Source organism: Micromonospora sp. DT41 (assembly GCF_049841715.1).
In the GTDB taxonomy this organism is placed as follows: domain Bacteria; phylum Actinomycetota; class Actinomycetes; order Mycobacteriales; family Micromonosporaceae; genus Micromonospora; species Micromonospora profundi.
This window is the reverse complement of the sequence record NZ_JBNCKU010000029.1, coordinates 1-18,405: the sequence shown is the minus strand read 5'-3', so window position 1 is coordinate 18,405 and position 18,405 is coordinate 1. Positions and strand designations below refer to the sequence as shown.

Annotated in this window: 19 protein-coding genes and 1 other RNA gene; 12 read left to right on the top strand and 8 right to left on the bottom strand. The window is 70.0% G+C overall.

Annotation, left to right across the window (positions count from 1 at the left end; all coding sequences use genetic code 11):
• Window positions 1-189: 189 nt before the first annotated feature.
• Window positions 190-1,350: a serine hydrolase domain-containing protein gene (locus ACLQ23_RS30670; RefSeq protein WP_355632682.1), complete on the top strand. Its 1,161-nt coding sequence runs from the start codon at window positions 190-192 to the stop codon at window positions 1,348-1,350.
• Window positions 1,351-1,428: 78 nt separating this feature from the next.
• On the opposite strand, the gene ACLQ23_RS30665 is transcribed toward ACLQ23_RS30670, so the two are convergent.
• Window positions 1,429-1,977, bottom strand: a complete 549-nt coding sequence (locus ACLQ23_RS30665) for a TetR/AcrR family transcriptional regulator (RefSeq protein ID WP_355595269.1) — start codon at window positions 1,975-1,977, stop codon at window positions 1,429-1,431.
• An 86-nt stretch (window positions 1,978-2,063) separates the two neighbouring features.
• Here ACLQ23_RS30665 and ACLQ23_RS30660 point away from each other — a divergent pair, with 86 nt between their 5' ends.
• Complete coding sequence (locus tag ACLQ23_RS30660) at window positions 2,064-2,954, top strand: NmrA/HSCARG family protein (protein ID WP_355632685.1); 891 nt, start codon at window positions 2,064-2,066, stop codon at window positions 2,952-2,954.
• Window positions 2,955-3,069: 115 nt separating this feature from the next.
• Here the strand turns inward: ACLQ23_RS30660 and ACLQ23_RS30655 are convergent, their stop codons facing one another.
• A complete protein-coding gene (locus ACLQ23_RS30655) occupies window positions 3,070-3,558 on the bottom strand; it encodes a MarR family winged helix-turn-helix transcriptional regulator (protein ID WP_355595273.1) in 489 nt (162 codons plus the stop codon).
• 312 nt (window positions 3,559-3,870) lie between these two features.
• Window positions 3,871-4,632 (bottom strand): sulfite exporter TauE/SafE family protein, encoded by a 762-nt coding sequence (locus ACLQ23_RS30650; protein WP_355595275.1) that lies wholly within the window; start codon window positions 4,630-4,632, stop codon window positions 3,871-3,873.
• Window positions 4,633-4,764: 132 nt separating this feature from the next.
• On the opposite strand from ACLQ23_RS30650, the gene rnpB reads away from it, so the two are divergent.
• Window positions 4,765-5,180: RNase P RNA component class A (gene rnpB / locus ACLQ23_RS30645), an RNA gene on the top strand.
• A 185-nt stretch (window positions 5,181-5,365) separates the two neighbouring features.
• Here the strand turns inward: rnpB and ACLQ23_RS30640 are convergent.
• The 4 genes from ACLQ23_RS30640 to ACLQ23_RS30625 form a co-directional block, all read right to left on the bottom strand.
• Window positions 5,366-5,704, bottom strand: coding sequence for a hypothetical protein (locus tag ACLQ23_RS30640; RefSeq protein WP_355632688.1), 339 nt, complete (start codon window positions 5,702-5,704; stop codon window positions 5,366-5,368).
• Window positions 5,705-5,986: 282 nt separating this feature from the next.
• Window positions 5,987-6,178, bottom strand: a complete 192-nt coding sequence (locus ACLQ23_RS30635; protein WP_355632691.1) for a DUF397 domain-containing protein — start codon at window positions 6,176-6,178, stop codon at window positions 5,987-5,989.
• Entirely contained in the window at window positions 6,165-6,971 is an 807-nt protein-coding gene (locus tag ACLQ23_RS30630) for a helix-turn-helix domain-containing protein (protein WP_306273730.1), read from the bottom strand. The genes ACLQ23_RS30635 and ACLQ23_RS30630 overlap by 14 nt, the downstream gene beginning before the upstream one ends.
• Before the next feature lie 839 nt (window positions 6,972-7,810).
• A complete protein-coding gene (locus ACLQ23_RS30625; RefSeq protein WP_355632694.1) occupies window positions 7,811-8,737 on the bottom strand; it encodes an expansin EXLX1 family cellulose-binding protein in 927 nt (308 codons plus the stop codon).
• A gap of 226 nt (window positions 8,738-8,963) precedes the next feature.
• On the opposite strand from ACLQ23_RS30625, the gene ACLQ23_RS30620 reads away from it, so the two are divergent.
• The 5 genes from ACLQ23_RS30620 (at window position 8,964) to ACLQ23_RS30600 (ending at window position 13,254) form a co-directional block, all read left to right on the top strand.
• Window positions 8,964-9,356, top strand: coding sequence for a hypothetical protein (locus ACLQ23_RS30620; RefSeq protein WP_355632696.1), 393 nt, complete (start codon window positions 8,964-8,966; stop codon window positions 9,354-9,356).
• A 215-nt stretch (window positions 9,357-9,571) separates the two neighbouring features.
• Complete coding sequence (locus ACLQ23_RS30615) at window positions 9,572-10,192, top strand: hypothetical protein (protein WP_355595287.1); 621 nt, start codon at window positions 9,572-9,574, stop codon at window positions 10,190-10,192.
• 234 nt (window positions 10,193-10,426) lie between these two features.
• Window positions 10,427-11,653, top strand: coding sequence for an epoxide hydrolase family protein (locus tag ACLQ23_RS30610; RefSeq protein WP_355632699.1), 1,227 nt, complete (start codon window positions 10,427-10,429; stop codon window positions 11,651-11,653).
• Window positions 11,654-12,595, top strand: a complete 942-nt coding sequence (locus ACLQ23_RS30605) for a redoxin family protein (protein WP_425735650.1) — start codon at window positions 11,654-11,656, stop codon at window positions 12,593-12,595. It abuts the gene before it with no gap.
• A 44-nt stretch (window positions 12,596-12,639) separates the two neighbouring features.
• Window positions 12,640-13,254, top strand: coding sequence for a GNAT family N-acetyltransferase (locus ACLQ23_RS30600; RefSeq protein WP_355633024.1), 615 nt, complete (start codon window positions 12,640-12,642; stop codon window positions 13,252-13,254).
• Here the strand turns inward: ACLQ23_RS30600 and ACLQ23_RS30595 are convergent.
• Window positions 13,212-13,709: an NUDIX hydrolase gene (locus ACLQ23_RS30595; RefSeq protein ID WP_355595295.1), complete on the bottom strand. Its 498-nt coding sequence runs from the start codon at window positions 13,707-13,709 to the stop codon at window positions 13,212-13,214. The genes ACLQ23_RS30600 and ACLQ23_RS30595 overlap by 43 nt on opposite strands.
• A gap of 449 nt (window positions 13,710-14,158) precedes the next feature.
• Between ACLQ23_RS30595 and ACLQ23_RS30590 the strand changes: the two genes are divergently transcribed.
• The 4 genes from ACLQ23_RS30590 to npdG all read left to right on the top strand — a co-directional run bounded on the left by ACLQ23_RS30590 (window position 14,159) and on the right by npdG (window position 17,772).
• Window positions 14,159-14,362 (top strand): hypothetical protein, encoded by a 204-nt coding sequence (locus tag ACLQ23_RS30590; RefSeq protein WP_082377299.1) that lies wholly within the window; start codon window positions 14,159-14,161, stop codon window positions 14,360-14,362.
• Window positions 14,363-14,443: 81 nt separating this feature from the next.
• Complete coding sequence (locus ACLQ23_RS30585) at window positions 14,444-15,325, top strand: histone (protein ID WP_355633021.1); 882 nt, start codon at window positions 14,444-14,446, stop codon at window positions 15,323-15,325.
• Between the two features lie 93 nt (window positions 15,326-15,418).
• On the top strand, window positions 15,419-16,849 hold the full coding sequence (locus ACLQ23_RS30580; RefSeq protein ID WP_355633018.1) for an RNB domain-containing ribonuclease: 1,431 nt from the start codon (window positions 15,419-15,421) through the stop codon (window positions 16,847-16,849).
• Between the two features lie 224 nt (window positions 16,850-17,073).
• The gene (gene npdG, locus ACLQ23_RS30575; RefSeq protein ID WP_355633015.1) at window positions 17,074-17,772 is read left to right on the top strand and encodes an NADPH-dependent F420 reductase; all 699 of its coding nucleotides are present in this window, start codon (window positions 17,074-17,076) and stop codon (window positions 17,770-17,772) included.
• The last annotated feature ends 633 nt before the right edge of the window (window positions 17,773-18,405 follow it).

Below are 18,405 nucleotides of genomic sequence, written 5' to 3'. Positions count from 1 at the left end.
CATGATCGACGCGGAGGCCGGGATCACCGAACAGCCTAGGTAGTGCAGGCTGTACTGAAGGATGGCAGCAGGGGGGATCGTTCCTTAATCGGGCTTCTTGCACCGTTGAGGGGCAAGCGTTTCCGACACCGAGGAGCCATCATGCCCGCCAGATCAGGCGATCCCGCCCACCGTCGTCGAATCACGCGGATGGCTGCCGTCGCGGTGGCTGCTGCCCTTGTCGGCGCCGCCCTGACCGGCCCGTCTGCGTTCGCCGACTCCGACTCCGACTCCGGCCGGCACGGCGGCCCGCGGGACGCCGTGCAGCAGCATCTGGACGGTCTGGTCAGCGAGAGTGGCTTCCCCGGTGCGCTTGCCTCGGTGCGGGAGGCCGGCGGGCGCGAGCGCGACTACACGGCCGGGGTCGGCGATCTCCAGAAGCGCCGCCCGGTTCCTCGCGACGGCCAGGTTCGCATCGGCAGCAACACCAAGACCTTCACCGCTGTGGTCGTCCTGCAGTTGGTGGGCGAGGGCCGCATCGACCTGGATGGCCCTGTCGAGCACTACCTGCCGGGGGTCGTGCGGGGTAACGGTCACGACGGCACCAAGATCACGGTACGTCAGCTGCTGCAACAGACGAGCGGTCTGCCGGACTACGACAACGTGGTGTTCACCGGGCCGCAGGATCTGATCGACAAGAGGAGCGCGTACTACCAGCCGCGCCGGATGGTGGACGCGGCGCTCACCAACGCACCGGACTTCCCGCCGGGGGAGAAGTGGGGGTACAGCAACACCAACTTCGTCCTCGCCGGGCTGATCGTCGAGCAGGTCACCGAACGTCCGATCGGTGAGGAGATCACCAACCGGATCATCCAGCCGCTGAAGCTGCGGGACACCTACTGGCCGGGCGTCGGGGAGCAGCGTCTTCGCGGCACCCACCCGCAGGGCTACGTCTCGCTGGCGCCGGGCGTGCCGTGGGTGGATGTCACCGTGATGGACCCGTCCCTGGGTTGGGCGGCAGGTCAACTGGTCTCCACTCCAGACGAGTTGCGGACGTTCTTCGACGCGCTGGTGGGCGGCAGGTTGCTCAAGCCCGCGCAGCAGGCGGCGTTGATGACCACAGTGCCCGCGCCCGGTTTCGAGTTGGCTGGTGAGTACGCGTACGGGCTGGGTGTGGCCCGCTATGAGTTGCCCTGTGGCGGCTATGCCTGGGGTCACGGCGGTGACATCCAGGGCTTCCAGACCCGCAACCTCGCCACCCAGGACGGCCGGAGCGCCGTGGTGGCCGTGACCGGCCTGCCGAACAGCGAGCAGATGCTCGCCGCGGTGAACAAGACCGTCGAGACGGCCCTGTGCGGCACCGGCCGCTGACGCGGCCCACGCCCGAGCGGACGCTGTCACCCACCGCCCGGTGGACCGGTTCACGCCGGTCCACCCGGGCGGCGGTGCTCACGGCTGCGGTCGGCCCGCTGACCCGATTCCCTGCAGGGCAAAGGTCAGCAGTTGTTCCGCCTTGGCCGCGCCCATCGGTTGCGCCGCGAGTGAGATGCCGTTGGCCAGGATCATCAGGTCGGCCATCGTGACGTCGGGCCGTACCGAGCCCTCGTCGATGGCCCGGCGCAGCAGTGGTTCACCGGCGGCGACGAGCGTCGCGCCGCAGGCGTCGGGCTTCTCGGCCGGCTCGTTCAGGAGCGAATCCGCGAGACCTCGGGTTGTCGTGGCGTACGCGGTGACCTCGTGGAGCCAGGTAGTCAGCGCGTCGAGGGCGTCCCGCGAGTCGAGCAGGTCTCCGGCGCGCGCCGCGAGGTTGCTGACGCAGCCACCGAAGACCGCCTGGAGCAGGGACCACCGGGTGGGGAAGTGCCGGTGCAGGGTCGCCGATCCCACCCCGGCGGATCGGGCGATCTCCTCCAGCGAGGCGTACGCGCCGTCGCGGGCGATCGCCTCGGCGGCCGCCCTGACGATGAGGTCGTAGTTGCGTTGCGCGTCCGCTCTCATGGCTCGCCCTTGCAAAAGTGGGGTAGTCCCCCATATCGTAACCGTCGAGAAGTGGGGGGTCACCCCACTTGTTCTCAGGAGGAAATATGGCTGTTCTCGTTATCGGCGCGACGGGCAAGCAGGGCGGGGCCACAGCCCGAGCGCTGCTCGATCGTGGCGTCGCGGTCCGTGCCCTGGTCCGCGATCCCGGCGCCGACAACGCCCAGGCTCTGCGGGATCGGGGCGTCGAACTGGTCACTGGTGACCTGGACGACCCGGAGTCGCTGTTCGCCGCGGCGGACGGCATGGACGGCCTCTTCTCCATCCCGTACCCGGATGTGACGGACATGGAGGGCGACGCCGAGGTGACCCGGGGTCGCAACGTCGTCGAGGCCGCACGCCGGGCCGGGGTGTCGCACGTCGTGCACAGCAGCGTCTCGGGTGCCGGTGAGTTCCACCGCAACCAGCCCGGATGGGCCGAGGGTCGGTGGGACAAGCACTACTGGGAGAGCAAGGCAGCCATCGACGAGATGGTGCGCGCCGGTGGCTTCGCCCGCTGGACCATCCTCAAGCCGTCGACCTTCATGGAGAACCTCACCGGCTGGTCCTACCTCTTCGGCGACTGGTCCAGCGGCACGATCATCACCGGCTTCGCTGAGGACACGCGAATTTCGTGGGTCACCGTCGACGACATCGGCGAGGCCGCAGCGATCGCGTTCACCAACCCGGAGAAGTTCGCCGGCCTGGACGTCGAGCTCGCCAGCGACATGCTCACCATGACCGAGCTCGCGGCCATCCTGAGCGAGGTAACCGGCCGGGAGATCAGCGCGCCCGTGCTCACCCCGCAGCAGGCGGTCGAGCGCGGCCTGCTGCCCGCAATGGTCAAGGCGGTCGAGCAGATCAACGAGAACGGCAGCCCCGCCCGTCCGGAGCTGACCCGTGCCCTGGGTCTGCCCACCACCGACTTCCGCACCTGGGCGCGGCGGACATTCTCCTGACGCCCCGCCGTCCGAAGATCGACGCCTGGCACCTGGCGCCTAGCACCACGCGCTAGCAGTGCCAGGCGTCGGGCCGAAGCCGTCGGTGTGGCGCTTCGGAGCGGCGGCGCGGGGTTCAGGAACGGCGGCTGTTGCGGTCCACCAGGGCCTGGTTGAGGCGGTTCAGCAACCGCGCCAGGTCTTCCCGGTCGTCGGCGGTCCAGTCGGCGAGCATGTCGCCGTAGAGCCGGGTCCGCGCGGCCCGCACCGCCGCCATCCGTTGCAGGCCGGCGGTGGTGGGGGAGATGACCGTGCCCCGGCCGTCGGACGGATCGGGCGTACGGGTGATCAGGCCGTCCCGCTGGAGCGCGGTCACCTGCCGGGTCACTGTCGAGCCGTCCAGGTTGAGCCGGGCGGCGAGCACGGAGACGTTCTGCGGGCCGGCGGCGTCGAGGTGGCGCAGGATCACGTACGCCGCGCGGTCGAGCACCCGGTGCTCGGCGTTGCCGGTGGCCCGGCGCGTCGCCTCGCCGAAGCGCATCAGTAGGGCTACCTCGGTCTCGATGCGGCCGAGGGTGGCCTCGTCCAGGGCGGCTTCGGTGTCCCGGCGGGGGTCGTCGCTCATAGCTGTATGATACAGGATAAGTGCCTGTATCATACAGCTATCTCGGGAGTCGCAGTGGATCGGCGAACCGAACCGAACCGCAGTGCCATCTACGCCACCACGCTGGTGGCCTTCCTCGCCATCGCTGGCATCGCCGTCGTCGAGCGAACACGCCCCGGAAGAGCCGGTAGGCGAGGCCTACTGAGCGACCCGACGCCCGCTCCCCGCGCCGGGCTCGCGAGGCAGCAAGTTCGGGGAAGGTGCTGCCTCGACGCCGGTTGAGGCAGCACTACCAGTGAAGTTGCGTAGATCTTGCGCGCGTGGGCGGGGCGGTCAGCTCAAGGCACGCCACAGCAGGTAGAAGCCGATCGTCGTGCCGAACACCACGATCAGCGTCTTGAGCACCACCGGCGGCAGCCGGCGGACGAGCCGCGCACCGGCGTACCCACCGATCAACGTGGCTGGCGCGACCACCGCGACGGCCGCCCAGTTCAGCGGGCCGAACAGGGCGAAAACCACCAGCGTCGTGAGGCCGACCACCGCGGAGAGCAGGTTCTTGATCGCGCTCACCCGTGCCAGTGTCGCGTCCAGCACCAGTGCCAGGCCGGCGACGAGCATCACTCCCAATGCCGCGCCGAAGTACCCGCCGTACACCGCGCCGACAGCGACCATCGTCTGCACCGCGACCGTCCGGCGGCGCGGCGACAAATCGCGGGGGTGACCGACCAGGCGGCGCAGCGGATCCTGGAAGGCCAGGACCGCTGTCGCACCGAGGACCAGGAAGGGTACGACGACCTCGAACGCGCGGGCCGGCGTGGCCAGCAGCAGCAACGCCCCGGCGATCGTGCCGACAAGGGCGGTGGGCACGAGGGTCGCCAGCGCCCGACGGCGTGGCAGATCGGCCTTGCTGCCCGCCACGCTCGCCACGTAGCCGGGGAACACGGCCACCGAGTTGCTGACGTTCGCCGCCACCGGCGGCAAGCCGGCCGCGATCATCGCCGGAAAGGTGATCAACGAACCGCCGCCGGCCACCGCGTTGACAGTGCCAGCGGCGAGACCGGCGGCGAGCAGCAGCGCGGCATGAGGGAGATCCATAGCCCCCTGAGGCTAGTCCTTACCCCCGGCAATCCACCCGCCGGACCGTCGGCCCCTGAGCTGCGCGATCTTGCCCAGTGCGGGGCGGCAATACCAGCCGACCGTACGTCGTTAGGATGAGAGCGCGACGGACGAGTCGACCGGGCGGTCGCGTCGGCGGGCCCCGGCCCGCCGCCGAGGAACGTCCGGACTCCACAGGGCAGGGTGGTTGTTAACGGCAACCCGGGGCGACCCGCGGGACAGTGCCACAGAAAACAGACCGCCAACCCCCACGGGGGTCGGTAAGGGTGAAACGGTGGGGTAAGAGCCCACCAGCACCCCGGGTGACCGGGGTGGCTCGGTAAACCCCACCCGGAGCAAGGCCAAGCAAGGGCCGTCACCGGAAGATGACGACCCGGCGCAGACGCTTGAGGGCTGCCCGCCCGATGTCTGCGGGTAGGCCGCTGGAGCCTGCCGGCAACGGCAGGCCGAGATGGATGGCCGCCGCCGGCGCAACCCTCCGGGGTACGCGTCGCGCACAGAATCCGGCGTACAGGTCGACTCGTCCGTCGCCCACCAGCCCAGAGCCTCGATCATGGCTGTGAGCTGGTTCTATGTCCGGGCGCCGATGGTCGGCGTTTGACGGCCTAACGACGCCCGGACGCCCTGGAGACACCCTGAGCGCCGGCTCAGCAAGCGTCGTGCCGGCTGCCCGCTGCGGCGACGCGCGGGAGCAATCCGGCCGTAGCCATCACTACAACTCGCGCCACTCTCCTGCCCGACGAGGATCACCGGTGCGGACGAACTCTTCGACAATCTGCCAGGCGCGTTCGAGATTGAGAACGAAGTCCGCGTTGAAGTCGACCGGGTCGTCCAGCACCACCACTTCCGCATCTGCGTCCGCAGGCTTATCGGCGGCCAGGAGAGACATGGCGTCCTCGTCCATCATCAGATGGACGACCGCTGCAGAACCCGCGAACCCGAGCGTCAGCACAGGGAACACGGCGCTGCCCCGTACTTCGAGGTAGCCGCGCCTCTGGGCACGCAGTTCTTCGAACCGCTCGATGAGGCCAGCGAAGTCCGACCGCTCCACCGAAGCGAACTTCCCTGACGTCGGACACGTAGCACCCCACGAAATGGTCACCCGGCAACCTCCTCGACGATCACGAGGGTACGGCTGCAGAGCACGATCAGGCTGGGTGCCTCCTGATCTGCTTCCTTCCCGGTGACCCGGTGGCAAGCCAGTCCTGAGGTTGGACTGGCGCGGCAGGCGGAAGCCCCGGCCATCCGCGCAGAGTGGCCCCGCAGGCTTCCGTCACGGCCTGGCTTGGAGCTGGCTCCTACTCCCTTGGGGGCGGTCTCCCTGTTGGCTCGGTTACTGCTGGGTGGCTACGTGAGCGACGAAAGCCCGCCATGCCGCCGGGCCGAAGGTGAGGGCCGGGCCGGCGGGGTCCTTGCTGTCCCGGACGCCGATGACTCCGGGCAGGTTGTCGGCGACCTCGACGCAGTTGCCTCCCGACGAACCGCTGCGCTGGGCCTTTCGCCACGTGGCGTTAGTGAGGTCCATGATGGCTGAGTACCTCCTTCATCAGTTCGTTGGACTGTCTGCGCGGGAGGGCTTCGTTCCGGACGTTTTCCCACCTCGCCTGAAGAGTATGTAGCCCATCTTCGCTGTCGACCACGATCCCGCCCAGCTGATTTTCGAGGTGCCCGACCCACGCCCCGTCGCTTGCCCGCGCCAGCGCGAACGGCCCGGACAGCCCGATGTGGAGGCCGGCGCCTGCCGGGATCACATGCACGTGGACGTGGGGCAGTTCGGCGACGGCGATGAGGTGGGCGACCTGCTCAGCCATGATGCCGGCGTGTTCCTCGCCTGCGCGGCGAAGCGTGGATTCATCAAGCACTGCCACCACCTGTGGCGGCGAGTCACCGGTCAGGATCTTGTGCCGACTCATGCGGGCGCTCACCTGTTGGTCCACCTCTGTGGCCGACATGAGGTCGTTCAGGCGCATCACGACGTGCGCGTAGTTCTCGGTCTGGAGCAGTCCCGGGATCAGTAGTGGCTCGAAGAGTCGAAGCTGTCGCGCGCCGCGTTCGGCGTCGAGCCACGGCAGGAACCACGACGGTGCGCCGAGCTTCCCGACCAGGCGTCCGAACAGGCCGCCGTTGCCGAAGGCGCGGTCTGCTCCACGAATCAGGTCCATCGTCAGCGCTCGGGTGCCGCTCTCCACTGCGCTGACGTGGGAAGCGCTGAACCCTGCCGCCCGGCCGAACGCCTCTTGCGTCATCCCGGCCGCGCCGCGAGCGCGGCGGATCTCGCTGACGATGAAGTCCGCGAGGGGACTCGGCACATCGCCCATTCAACGCCTCCCAAATCAGAGATCAACTACCCGTGGCACCACACGTCGGGCACCTGTTCTGCCAGCTCAGCCCGGACGTCGCGAGCACCTTCCGAGCGTAGTGGCCTCCACAGCAGAGTGTCACCAGGCGGCGTCCGGCGGGTACCACGACACCGGCGGTCGCGTCCGTACCGAAGCCGCACAGCACTCGCGGTTGCGGCCCTTTTCCGACGGCACCAGGGGGAGCACTGTGCCTGGCGACGAGCCTGAGAGCAGAAGACCAACGTCCGCGAACGACCAGTCCGGAAGCCCCGAGCAGTGATCGGGACGATGAAGGCGGGCGACGTGGTCTACCTGACCACCGCCGCGAGCGTGTAGTTCCTGCGCCCGATCTTCGTACGCGTCATCCGTGAGCTGCCCGAGCGGCACACGTACGACGGATGGGTATGGGTTGAGGGCTACGAGCTGGACGCGGCCGGCGACGCGGTGGCGCGGCGGGAGTTGTTCGTGATGCGCGCGGGCGTGCGGTTGCTGGCCCTGCCCGTCGTACCGTCGGGGTCTGTGAAGCGTCGTCCCGCCCGGCTGGGTCCGGTGCGGGTCGGATGACCCGGCCTCGTCCGCACCTGCCGATGCGCCCGGCGTGGTTGTGCCGCACCTGCGCCGCGCCCTGGCCGTGCAGTCCGGCGCAACTCGGCCTCATGATCGAGTTCCACGGCCACTCGATCGCGCTGACGTTCTATCTGGCCGCGTCGATGCGTGAGGCGATCGACGATGTGTACGGCCTGGGGCTGCGGCCGGACCTGCCCGCCATGCACGCGAGGTTCCTCGGGTGGTTGTCTCTGGCCCGACGGCCTCGCCGGTCAGCAGCGGGGGACGTTGAGGGGAGCGGCGCCGGCGAGCGCTTCGACGGTCGCTGTTGGTGCGACCGATTCGGACGGGGTCGGCGAGGGCGTGATGCTGGGGGACGGCGGAGCTGAAGGTAAAGGTGAACTGCTGGGGGTGGGGGAGGCGAGTACGGCAGTGCTGCGTTGGGCCTGTTTCGTGACCATCCGGATGGTGGTGGCGGTCGCCTCGCGTCCGTACACGTCGGTGACCCTGATGCTGTAGGGCCCGGGGCCGAGCCCGCCCTCGACGGTCCAGTAGTTGTCGCTCTGGCGGGCGGCCTTGCGGAAGTTGCCGCCCGGCCCCTTCGCCTCGACCGAGCGGAGCGGGTTTCCGTGGTTGCCGACCTGCACGGCGAACCACCACTGGGAGGCGCCGCCCTTCATCCGGAAGGTGAGCCCTCCGTCGAGCGGCGGGTCCACCACTGCCCGGTACGTCACCTGCGCGATGCCCTGCGCCCGGTCGGCTATCTTCGCGAACGCCTCTTCGGAGAGGTCGATCTTGCCGGACCCGCACCCGCCGCACTGGTCCATCACCATGACCCGGACGGTGCCCTTCGGGCCGGTCACGTCCAGGTAGCTGCCGCAGGCCGCGGCCCCGGAGTATGCCGACGAGCCGAGGGCCACGTAGAGCCGGTCCGCGGGTGGGCCCGGGAAGGAGCAGTTGCCGCCCGATCGGCCGGCGTCGTAGAAGCTGGCTTTTGCCTTGTGGACGGTGTCTCCGGTGGGTGGCGCGGCGCAGGCCGGGGTGGCGCCGCCACGTACGGCGAGGGTGATGCCGAGTACGGCCGCCAAGGCGGTGATTCCGGCTCCGGCCAACAAGTGTCTGGCACGGCGACGCCACCGGCGTGTGCCGTTGGTGCCGGCCGGGATGTCGTCGTTGGGGTCCGGGTCTGGCGCCATCATGACGCCTGATGCTGCCGCAGTGCCCTGCGGCAACGCAAGATCATCGAGTGGGCCGTCACCCGCCACGCCGACGGGGTCGCAGGCCGTTCGGAGAGGGATGGTGGCGAAGGACGCCAGCTTCCGAGCGACCCGCCCGGACTACGTCGCTTCAGGTGCTTGACCTGTCAATTTTCCGCCGGTAGTTTAAATTCGCAATGATAGGCATCTATCTAAGAGTGGGTGAACCGTGCTGTTGAAATCCATCGCCATCGCCATCGCCGCGTCCGTCGCAGGCCTGCTGGCCACCGCCCCCGCCGCCTCGGCGGCGGCACCCGGAGTGTCGATACAAGGCTGGGGGTCCGGGAACTGCCCGCAGGGCATGCTCTGCATCTGGCCCAACTGGAATCACCCGCCGCAGGGCCCCGTCGAGACGCCGTCTCTGACGACCAACAGCGAGTGGACCGGCAGCATCCAGGGATTCAACTTCTACAACGGCACAGGCCGCGACGCCGTAATATCCGGGTTCACTTTCGGCTCGTCGATTCCCTTCAAAAGCTGCGCTCCTGCCGGCGGGACCGGGGGCGACCTGTATATACCGGTCAACGTGACGAAGGTGACTTGGCAGCTGACCCCCTGCTGATCCTCCACTGGGCCTTTCCGAGTAAGGGTTGATGACTTGGAGTAGCTGGCTCGATCGGCGGTCCGGACGCGCCCGGTCTCGTTGCGGCGCAACGAGAAGACGCAGAACCCCGATATGAAGGTGGTCCTTCCCGGGATCACCGTCATCGAGGTTCTGCGTCGCTGGCGGTGTTACTGGCCGACGGTGGTGAAGCCGAGGGCAGCTACCCTCCGACCATGCGGCGTGTGCGGAGGTCACGAGCCCGCCGTCCGCGGCTGAAGCATCTGCCCGCAGCGATCCGGGAAGCCGACTGGCTGGACCGCCTCGTGTCCGGCGTCCTGGTCTCGTGCGCTCTTGCGATCGCGCTGGCCTGGTGGCACCTCGTGCTGCCCGACGCCTGGGACGGCGTCCGGGCCACCATCTGGGGTGTGCCCGGTTCGGTCGCCGTGGTCTGTCAGGAGAGCACGGCGGCGGAAGACCCGCAGTTCTGGACGCTCGGCTGGAGCTGCACCGGCCCCTTCACCTCGGACGCGGGTGAGCTCCACATCGACTCGGTGCAGCTTTTCGTGCACGGCGATGAGCACCCTGGCCCCACTGTCGCCGGTCGGGTCAGTGGTCCGGGGGCGCAGTGGATGTGGCCCGATGGCGAGATCGAGTGGGTGTTCGCTGTGGCGCTGGCGATCGGTTTGCCGGTTCTGGCCATCTTTCCCCTGTCCGCTGCCGTTTCTGTCCTGAAGCCGTTGAACGGCTGGCCCCGGCCGGGCCGAAAGCCCCGCAGCGGTCCGGCTCAGATGGGCAATCGTGCGCGTCGTCGTCGTAAACGTCGACCACGGCGTACGGCCGACCCGATGGCGTGACGACGGCCTGGCCGGCCGCCGGATGCTGGTCCCGGACGGGCCTTGCTGGTATGCCCGCGATGACGGGGCGGGCCGTTCTACGCTTCGAGATGTGGCGGCGGGCGTGCCCTGGTTCGACGGGCACCGGAGCCCGGCAGTGGCCTGACGAACGGGTTCGCGGCGGCCTCTTTGCCGCCCGCCCGCGCCCAGCAGACGGCACCCTCCAGTGAACTCGAACGGGAGAGGACGGCACGCATGGCGGTCAAGACCAAGACACGTCCCGGCACCACGGAGATCCGGCCGTTCACGGTGGAAATCCCCCAGGCCGACCTTGACGACCTACGCAGGCGCATCGCCGCCACCCGCTGGCCGGACAAGGAGACTGTCGACGACCAGTCGCAGGGCGTGCCGCTCGCGACGATCCAGGCCGTCGCCCGCTACTGGGAGAAGGAGTACGACTGGCGCACTGTCGAAGCACGCCTGAACTCCGTACCGCAGTTCCTGACCACCATCGACGGGGTGGACATCCACTTCATCCACGTCCGCTCCAAGCACGAGGACGCGTTGCCGCTCATCGTCACGCACGGGTGGCCCGGTTCGATCATCGAGCAGCTGAAGATCATTGAGCCGCTTACCGACCCCACTGCCCACGGCGGGAGCGCGTCGGACGCCTTCCACATGGTGATCCCGTCGCTGCCCGGCCACGGCTTCTCGGGCAAGCCCACAGCGTCGGGCTGGAACCCGGAGAAGATCGCCACGGCCTGGACCGAGTTGATGAAGCGTCTCGGCTACGACCGGTTCGTGGCGCAGGGCGGCGACTGGGGTGCTGTCGTCGTGGATCAGATGGGTGTCCAGGCGCCCCCGGAGCTGCTCGGCATCCACACGAACATGCCGGGTGCGGTGCCGCCGGAGATCGACCTGCTGTTCCAGGGCGACACCACAGGCGCGAACAACGCCATGGGTTCGCTGCCGTCCGGGCTGTCCGACGACGAGATGCGCGCGGCCACCGAGCTGGACTACGTCTGGAAGCACGTGGCGTACGCCCTCATGATGGCGACGCGCCCGCAGACCCTTACCGGGCTCGCCGATTCTCCAGTGGGTCTGGCGTCGTTCCTGCTCGACCACGACGCGAAGAGCCTGGCCCTGATCGCGCAGGTCTTCGACGGCGCCACAGCCGGCCTCACCCGCGACGACATCCTTGACAACATCTCGCTCTACTGGCTGACAAACACGGCGGTCTCCGCGTCCCGCCTGTACGCGGAGAACAAGCTCTCGTTCTTCGCCACGAAGGGCGTCAACGTCCCCGTTGCCGTGAGCGTCTTTCCCGACGAGCTGTACGAGGCGCCGCAGAGTTGGGCCGAGCAGGCGTACCCCAACCTCATCTACTACAACAAGCTCGACACCGGCGGGCACTTCGCGGCCTGGGAGCAGCCGAAACTGTTCTCGGAGGAGATCCGTACCGCCTTCCGGTCGCTGCGCTAGATGACCGTGCACATGCCCCCGCTGGGTGGGGCGGTCGAGTGGCTCAACTCCGAGCCACTCGACCCCGCGGGGCTGCGCGGCCGTGCCGTCCTCGTGAACTTCTGGACCCTGACGTGCATCAACTGGCTGCGCCAGGAGCCGTACGTCCGCGCCTGGTCCCAGGCGTACCGCGACGACGGGCTGGTCGTGGTCGGTGTGCACACGCCGGAGTTCTCCTTCGAGCACGACACCGACCGGGTACGGCAGGCGGTCGCCGCGCGGGCGATCGACTACCCGGTCGCTGTCGACAACGACTACGCCATCTGGAGCGCCTTCGACAACCACTACTGGCCGGCGCTCTACTTCGTCGACGCTGACGGCGTCATCAGCGACCAGCACTTCGGCGAGGGACGCTACGAGCAGTCCGAGCGCGTCATCCAGCAACTGCTCGGCGTCGAGCGCGCCCCCGTACCCGTCGAAGGCGTCGGCGTGGAGGCGGAGGCCGACTGGGGGCAGCTGCGCACGCCGGAGACGTACCTCGGATTCAGCCGTGGCGAACACTTCGCGTCGCCGAACGGCGCGGCGCTCGACGAACGTCGCGCCTACGACATACCGGAGCGCCTGGACCTCAACAAGTGGGCACTGGCGGGGGAGTGGACGATCGGGCCGGAGAACGTCGTGCTCGACGGTGCCGGCGGCAGCATCGCCTTCCGGTTCCACGCACGCGACGCGCATCTCGTGCTGTCATCAGGTGTACGGCAGCCGGTCGGGTTCCAGGTGCTCATCGACGGTGCGGCTCCCGGCGCGTCGCACGGCGTCGACGTCGACGAGGGCGGCAACGGCGTACTCCAGGAGGGCCGGCTCTACCAGCTCGTCCGCCAGCACGACACCGTGCGTGAGCGAACCCTGGAGATCAGGTTCGGTGGACCCGGCGCGCAGGCGTACGCGTTCACCTTCGGATAGCGCACGACACCCGCGTCGCTCGGCCCGCGATAGTGTCGGCGGCTGTGACAGCGCCCGAGATCACGATCGCCACCCCAGCGGACCGTCCGGCGGTCGTCGGTACGCTCGTCGCCGCGTTCGTCAAGGACCCCGTCCTGCGGTACCTGTTCCCCGACGAGGAGACCTACCCGCGGTACGCCGCCGCCTTCTTCGGGCACCTCTTCGACAAGCGGGTGCACAGGTCGTCGATCTGGACGATCGGCGGCGGCGCGTCGGTCGCCATCTGGGAGCCACCGGCCGACGGCCACGGATCGCCGGAGGTCAGCCTCGCCGCTCACTACCCGGCCGACGTGCTGGGCCGGGTCGAGGGTTATGACGCTGCCGTGCACGCCGCGCTGCCGGAATTCCCGTACTGGTATCTCGGCGTCCTGGGCACCCACCCCGACAGCGCCGGACGTGGTTGGGGTCGCGCCGCCATGCGGGCCGGGCTGGATCGGGCCGCCGCCGATGGTCTACCGGCGGTCCTGGAGACCAGCAACCCGGCAAACGTCGAGCTGTACCGCCGCGCCGGCTGGGAGATCGTGCGGTACGTGGCAGAGCCGCTGCCGACCTGGATCATGCAGCAGCCCGGCGCGGCTCAGTCGGGTACGTCGTCCCACGTGGTGCCCGGCGGCAGGTAGCCGGCAGTGGTGTTCTCGCGCAACGCGTACGCGATGACCAGGAGCGCGTGCTTGTCCAGCGCGGGCAGTCGGTCCATCGGGAACCACCGCACGGCCAGCGACTCGTCGTCGTTGACCCGTGCCGTGCCGGCCACCACCCGGCACAGGAAGCCCAGGTTGAGGTACTCGCACCGGTCCCCGTTGGGATAGGTGTGCGGGTGCGAGACGGCACTGGACATCCGCACCGGAGCCACGTCCAGGCCGGTCTCCTCGCGTACCTCGCGGACCAGCGCGGTCGCCGGCTGCTCGCCCGGCTCGACGAACCCACTGATCACCGACCAACGCCTGTCGTCGGAGCGTTGGCCGAGCAACAGCTCACCGGCGTCGTTACGGATGACGGCACTGACGCTCGGCAGCCAGAGCAGGTCGTGGCCGACGTGCTCACGCATCCCCACGATGTAGTCCGGTGTCCCCATCCGGCGATCATAGGCACGACCCCGGCGGCCGCCGTCGTCCCGGCGCGCCACATCGGCGTCAGGCCGCGTCGGCGTCACGCCGACCAGCTGACGGTACGGCGGAAGCGCTCGTACTCCTTTGTTCGCGCCGCACCGGGTCGTACGTGTCCAGGTTCCACTCGCAGCGGGGACACCAGGGCACCGCGTCTCGTACGGACGCCGTCGTTGCCCCACACCCCGGGCACGCCCCCGTGCCGGTCACCGTGTTGATCACGGCGACCGATGCTGCCCCACCCTTCGGAAGGGCGGAACCGGCCGTTCGGCCGACTGCCGCTGGCGGACGAAGTATCCCGACTTGGGCTTCTTTCGCTGTTCTGGCCCAAGCGGCTAAAACCAGCTCTACTGTGGAGAAGTCGGCGACTTGCGCGATCCAGTGGCGGCCGGTCGGTTCCCGGTGCACAGTGATTCCCATGAGCGACAGCGGACGTGGTGGGCAGTTCTACTGGTGCACGCGGCACCACCGGGTCGAGACGGACGCCGACGTGTGCCCGGCGAAGCACGTTCTCGGCCCGTACAACTCGGCGGCCGACGCGGAGAACGCACTGCAACGGGTGCAGGAGCGCAACGAGGCGTGGGATGCCGAGGACGCCCGTTGGGCTGGGGAGGACAAGTAGACGGCGCGGGACGGCCCGCGTCGCGGTGATTCGTGCTCCGCGAGGACGCACGCGAGAGCACGTCCTCAAGGAGGAACCACGATGGCCGAAGCACAGCAGGCCACCACCCGCCCGGCTGCCCGGCGCACCACCGCTAAGAAGACCGCAGCGGCGGAGCGGAACACGGGAGCGAGCCGGACCACGCCCGTGCGCAAGTCCACCACGGCGAAGGCGCCAGCCCGGAAGGCAGCCGGCGGCGCGGGGCGCGCCCCGGCCAAGAAGACCGCCACGGCCGCCAAGAAGGCGCCAGCGAAGAAGACCACCACAGCCAAGACCACCGCGGCGAAGAAGACCAGCGCCGCGAAGAAGACCAGCGCGGCGCGGACGACCAGCGCGGCGAGGAAGACCAGCGCGGCGCGGACGACCACCACGGCGCGGACGACCACTGCGGCGGCCAAGAAGGCGCCGGCCAAGAAGACCACCACGGCGGCCGCGAAGGCCCCGGCGAAGAAGACCACCACCCGCAAGACCACCACCGCGGCTAAGCGGGCCCCGGCGTCCACGGCGCGCAAGACCACCTCGTCGGCGGCGAAGAAGACCACCGCCGCGGTGAAGGCGCCAGCCCGCAAGACCACCTCGTCGGCGACGAAGACCGCGGCCAAGAAGGCACCGGCCACGAAGACGACCGCCAAGAAGGCTCCCGCGAAGAAGACGACGGCGGCGAAGAAGGCCGCGTCCACCCGCCCGAGCGGCGGCGCCCGCAAGGCCGCGGCGAAGAAGGCCCCCGCCGCGAAGTCGACAAGCACCTCGTCGGCCACCACCCGCAAGGCGGCGGCCAAGAAGGCTCCCGCCAAGAAGACCACCGCCGCGGCCAAGGCGCCCGCCCGCAAGGTGACCGCCCGCAAGTCACCGGCCCGCCCGGTCGCCGCACGAGCCACAGCCCCCCGGGGTACGCGCAGCACCGCCCGGAAGGCGACCGGCTGAGCGCACGCCGCCCGATCCGAGGAGTGAACCGGCCGGGAGATCTCGGCCGGTCACCGGAAGCGGATCACCGGCGGCGCTGTCAGGATTGACCTCGTGGTGATCCGACGCGTACTCGCCCCCCGCATCGACTTCGGCGCGCTGCGCCGCGAACTCGGCCTGCCCGAGGAGTTCCCGGCAGACGCCCAGCGGGAGGCCGACGCGGCGGCAGCCGCGCCGCCCCGGCCAGCCGTCGACCGCACCGACGTACCGTTCGTCACTGTCGACCCTGCCACCTCCCGCGACCTGGACCAGGCGATGCACCTCGCCCGCCGTCCGGGCGGCGGCTACCGCGTGCGGTACGCGATAGCGGACGTCGCCGCGCACGTCCGCCCCGGCGGCGCGCTGGAGGAGGAGACGTGGCGGCGGGGGCAGACCGTCTACCTGCCCGACGGGCACGTACCGCTGCACCCGCTGACCCTCAGCGAGGGCGCGGCGAGTCTGCTGCCCGACGACGACAGGGCCGCAGTGGTCTGGACCATCGACCTGGACGCCGACGGCGGCACCGTGGCCGTCGAGCTGGAACGCGCACTGGTCCGCAGCCGCGCCAAGCTCGACTACACAGGGGTGCAGGCGGCAGCCGACGCCGGCACGCTGCCCGACCCGATCGCGCTGCTGCCCGAGATCGGCGACCGGCTGACTGCCCGAGGCCTGCGTCGGGGTGCCATCAACCTGCCGCTGCCCGAACAGGACGTGGAGCCCGACGGCGACGGCTGGCGGCTGGTGCTGCGTGGGCCGGCCCCCATGGAGGAACACAACGCGCAGATCTCCCTGCTGACCGGGATGGCCGCCGCCGACATCATGCTTGCCGGCGGCGTCGGCCTGCTGCGCACCATGCCCGGACCCAAGCCGGAGGCGGTGCAGCGGCTGCGGGCCGCCGCCGCGCCGCTGGGCGTGCACTGGCCCGACGGCGCCGCCCCGGGCGAGGTGATCGCACGGCTGGACCCGGCCGAACCGCGCTGTGCCGCCTTCATCGACCAGGCAGCCGAGCTGATGCGCGGCGCGGCGTACACCGCATTCGACGGGGCAACGCCCGAACAACCCGAACACGGGGGCGTCGCCGCCGCGTACGCCCACGTCACGGCGCCGCTGCGGCGCCTGGCCGACCGGTACGCCACAGAGGTCTGCCTGGCCCTGCACGAGGGCCAGGAGGTGCCCGACTGGGCGCGCGCCGCGCTGCCCCGGCTGCCTGAGGTGATGGCCAGCACCGACCGGACCGCCTCGGCGGCCAGCCGCGGCGCAGTGGAACTGGCCGAAGCAGTGCTGCTCGCGCACCGGGTGGGGGAGACCTTCGACGCGGCGGTCCTCGACGTCGACTCCCCGCCCAACGGCAAGTCCCGCCCCCGCCCGCCCGGCGGGACGGTGGCCCTGGACGCCCCACCGGTCCGCGCCCGCTGCCTCGGCGAACTGCCGCTCGGCGAACGGGTCCGGGTCCGCCTCGTCACCGCCGACCCGACGACCCGTACCGTCCTGTTCGAGCTGGCCTGAGCCTTCTCGCTCGGGTGTCCGTCGGCCTTCGCCCCGGCGTTCGGCACGCCTGCCGGGAGCCCGGCGCGTCGCTGGCCCGGCGTTCGGCGCGTCTTGACCGGGAGTCCGGCGCGCTGCTGGCCCGCGCTGGGCGTGCCTTTGGCGGGCATCCGGCGCGTGCGTAGCGGGGATTGTCACAGTGCCCACCGCTGCTGCCGGACCAGGCGGTTTGCGAGGATGAACCCATGGCATACGACGCGAGCACGCTGCCCGACGTGTCCGGGCTGACGGTCGGCATCATCGGTGGCACCGGCGATCAGGGGCGGGGTCTCGCCTACCGGTTCGCGCGGGCCGGGCAGACGGTGTTGATCGGCTCCCGGTCAGCGGAGCGGGCCTCCGAGTCCGCCGCCGAGATCGCCGCGCTGCCAGGCATGCCCGCCGACGCCACCATCACCGGCGCGGCAAACGACGAGGTGGCCCGCCGCAGCGACGTGGTGATCATCGCGGTGCCGTGGGACGGACACGCCGCGACCATCGCCGCTCTCGCCGAGCCGCTCGCCGGCACGATCGTCGTCGACTGCGTCAACCCGCTCGGCTTCGACAAGCAGGGCCCGTACGCGCTCACCGTCCCCGAGGGCAGCGCCGTCCAGCAGGCCGCAGCGCTGCTGCCCAACTCCCGCGTCTGCGCCGCGTTCAACCACGTCAGCGCCCCACTGCTGGCCGACCCCGAGGTCGACCGGATCGACCTGGACGTGCTGATCTGCACCGAAGACCGCGAACTGGTCGGCGTGGTCGGCGCGCTCGCCGCCCGGATCCCCGGCATGCGCGGCATCTACGCCGGCCGCCTGCGCAACGCCCACCAGATCGAGGCGTTCACCGCCAACCTGATCGCCATCAACAAGCGCTACAAGGCGCACGCCGGCATCCGCGTCACCGACATCTAAACGGCCTGCGGCGGCGGTCCGCGCGGACTCGCCGTAGGTCGCCGGTCTGCCTCAATCGCTTCGACCGAACGAGCGCGGGGCGGCTGGCTGTTGGGCGGCTGCCGCTGACCACTGCGTCACTGCCTGTTGCTGGTTGCTGCTGCCTGCTGCCTGCTGCCTGCTGCCTGCCGCCCGCTGCCTGCCTCCTGCGGCCGCCGTCCCGCCGCCCCGCCGCCCCGCCGCCCCGCCGCCTGCTGTCTGCTTCTGCTGGCTGTTGCCCGCTGGCGTGGGCCGTTGCCCTTTTCCCGCTGGCCTTTGTCGCTGGCTGGTGCCAGTTGTCCGCTGGGTTCCTGGGCACTCGCTGATTGTCGCGGGCTCGCTTGCCCTACGCGCTGGGCGTGCGGGTCGCAGGTAATCGGCCTCGGTGAACGGTCACCGATTGGCCGGTTCGGCGGCGGCCAAGCCGGTGCACGCCTTCACCACGCCGCTTGACGGAGGTGGTGGTCGTTGCTTGTCGTGTTCACGTTCGGTGGTGGTAGTGGTTGCGGCGGGGGATTTGTGTGGGGTCGAGCCATGCGGGTGGGATGAATTCGGGGTGGCCGTCGGCGGCGAGTCGTACGGTCCAGTCGGTGTGGTGGAGGTGTCGGTGGTGGT

Excerpts from the sequence above, each read along its gene's own strand:
- ACLQ23_RS30630 (WP_306273730.1), bottom strand. The coding sequence starts at position 6,971 with ATGGGCGATGTGCCGAGTCCCCTCGCGGACTTCATCGTCAGCGAGATC.
- ACLQ23_RS30635 (WP_355632691.1), bottom strand. The coding sequence starts at position 6,178 with ATGGACCTCACTAACGCCACGTGGCGAAAGGCCCAGCGCAGCGGTTCG.
- ACLQ23_RS30585 (WP_355633021.1), top strand. The coding sequence starts at position 14,444 with ATGGCCGAAGCACAGCAGGCCACCACCCGCCCGGCTGCCCGGCGCACC.
- ACLQ23_RS30595 (WP_355595295.1), bottom strand. The coding sequence starts at position 13,709 with ATGGGGACACCGGACTACATCGTGGGGATGCGTGAGCACGTCGGCCAC.
- ACLQ23_RS30590 (WP_082377299.1), top strand. The coding sequence starts at position 14,159 with ATGAGCGACAGCGGACGTGGTGGGCAGTTCTACTGGTGCACGCGGCAC.
- npdG (WP_355633015.1), top strand. The coding sequence starts at position 17,074 with ATGGCATACGACGCGAGCACGCTGCCCGACGTGTCCGGGCTGACGGTC.
- ACLQ23_RS30625 (WP_355632694.1), bottom strand. The coding sequence starts at position 8,737 with ATGATGGCGCCAGACCCGGACCCCAACGACGACATCCCGGCCGGCACC.
- ACLQ23_RS30650 (WP_355595275.1), bottom strand. The coding sequence starts at position 4,632 with ATGGATCTCCCTCATGCCGCGCTGCTGCTCGCCGCCGGTCTCGCCGCT.
- ACLQ23_RS30605 (WP_425735650.1), top strand. The coding sequence starts at position 11,654 with ATGACCGTGCACATGCCCCCGCTGGGTGGGGCGGTCGAGTGGCTCAAC.
- ACLQ23_RS30655 (WP_355595273.1), bottom strand. The coding sequence starts at position 3,558 with ATGAGCGACGACCCCCGCCGGGACACCGAAGCCGCCCTGGACGAGGCC.
- ACLQ23_RS30665 (WP_355595269.1), bottom strand. The coding sequence starts at position 1,977 with ATGAGAGCGGACGCGCAACGCAACTACGACCTCATCGTCAGGGCGGCC.
- ACLQ23_RS30670 (WP_355632682.1), top strand. The coding sequence starts at position 190 with ATGGCTGCCGTCGCGGTGGCTGCTGCCCTTGTCGGCGCCGCCCTGACC.
- ACLQ23_RS30660 (WP_355632685.1), top strand. The coding sequence starts at position 2,064 with ATGGCTGTTCTCGTTATCGGCGCGACGGGCAAGCAGGGCGGGGCCACA.
- ACLQ23_RS30610 (WP_355632699.1), top strand. The coding sequence starts at position 10,427 with ATGGCGGTCAAGACCAAGACACGTCCCGGCACCACGGAGATCCGGCCG.
- ACLQ23_RS30615 (WP_355595287.1), top strand. The coding sequence starts at position 9,572 with ATGCGGCGTGTGCGGAGGTCACGAGCCCGCCGTCCGCGGCTGAAGCAT.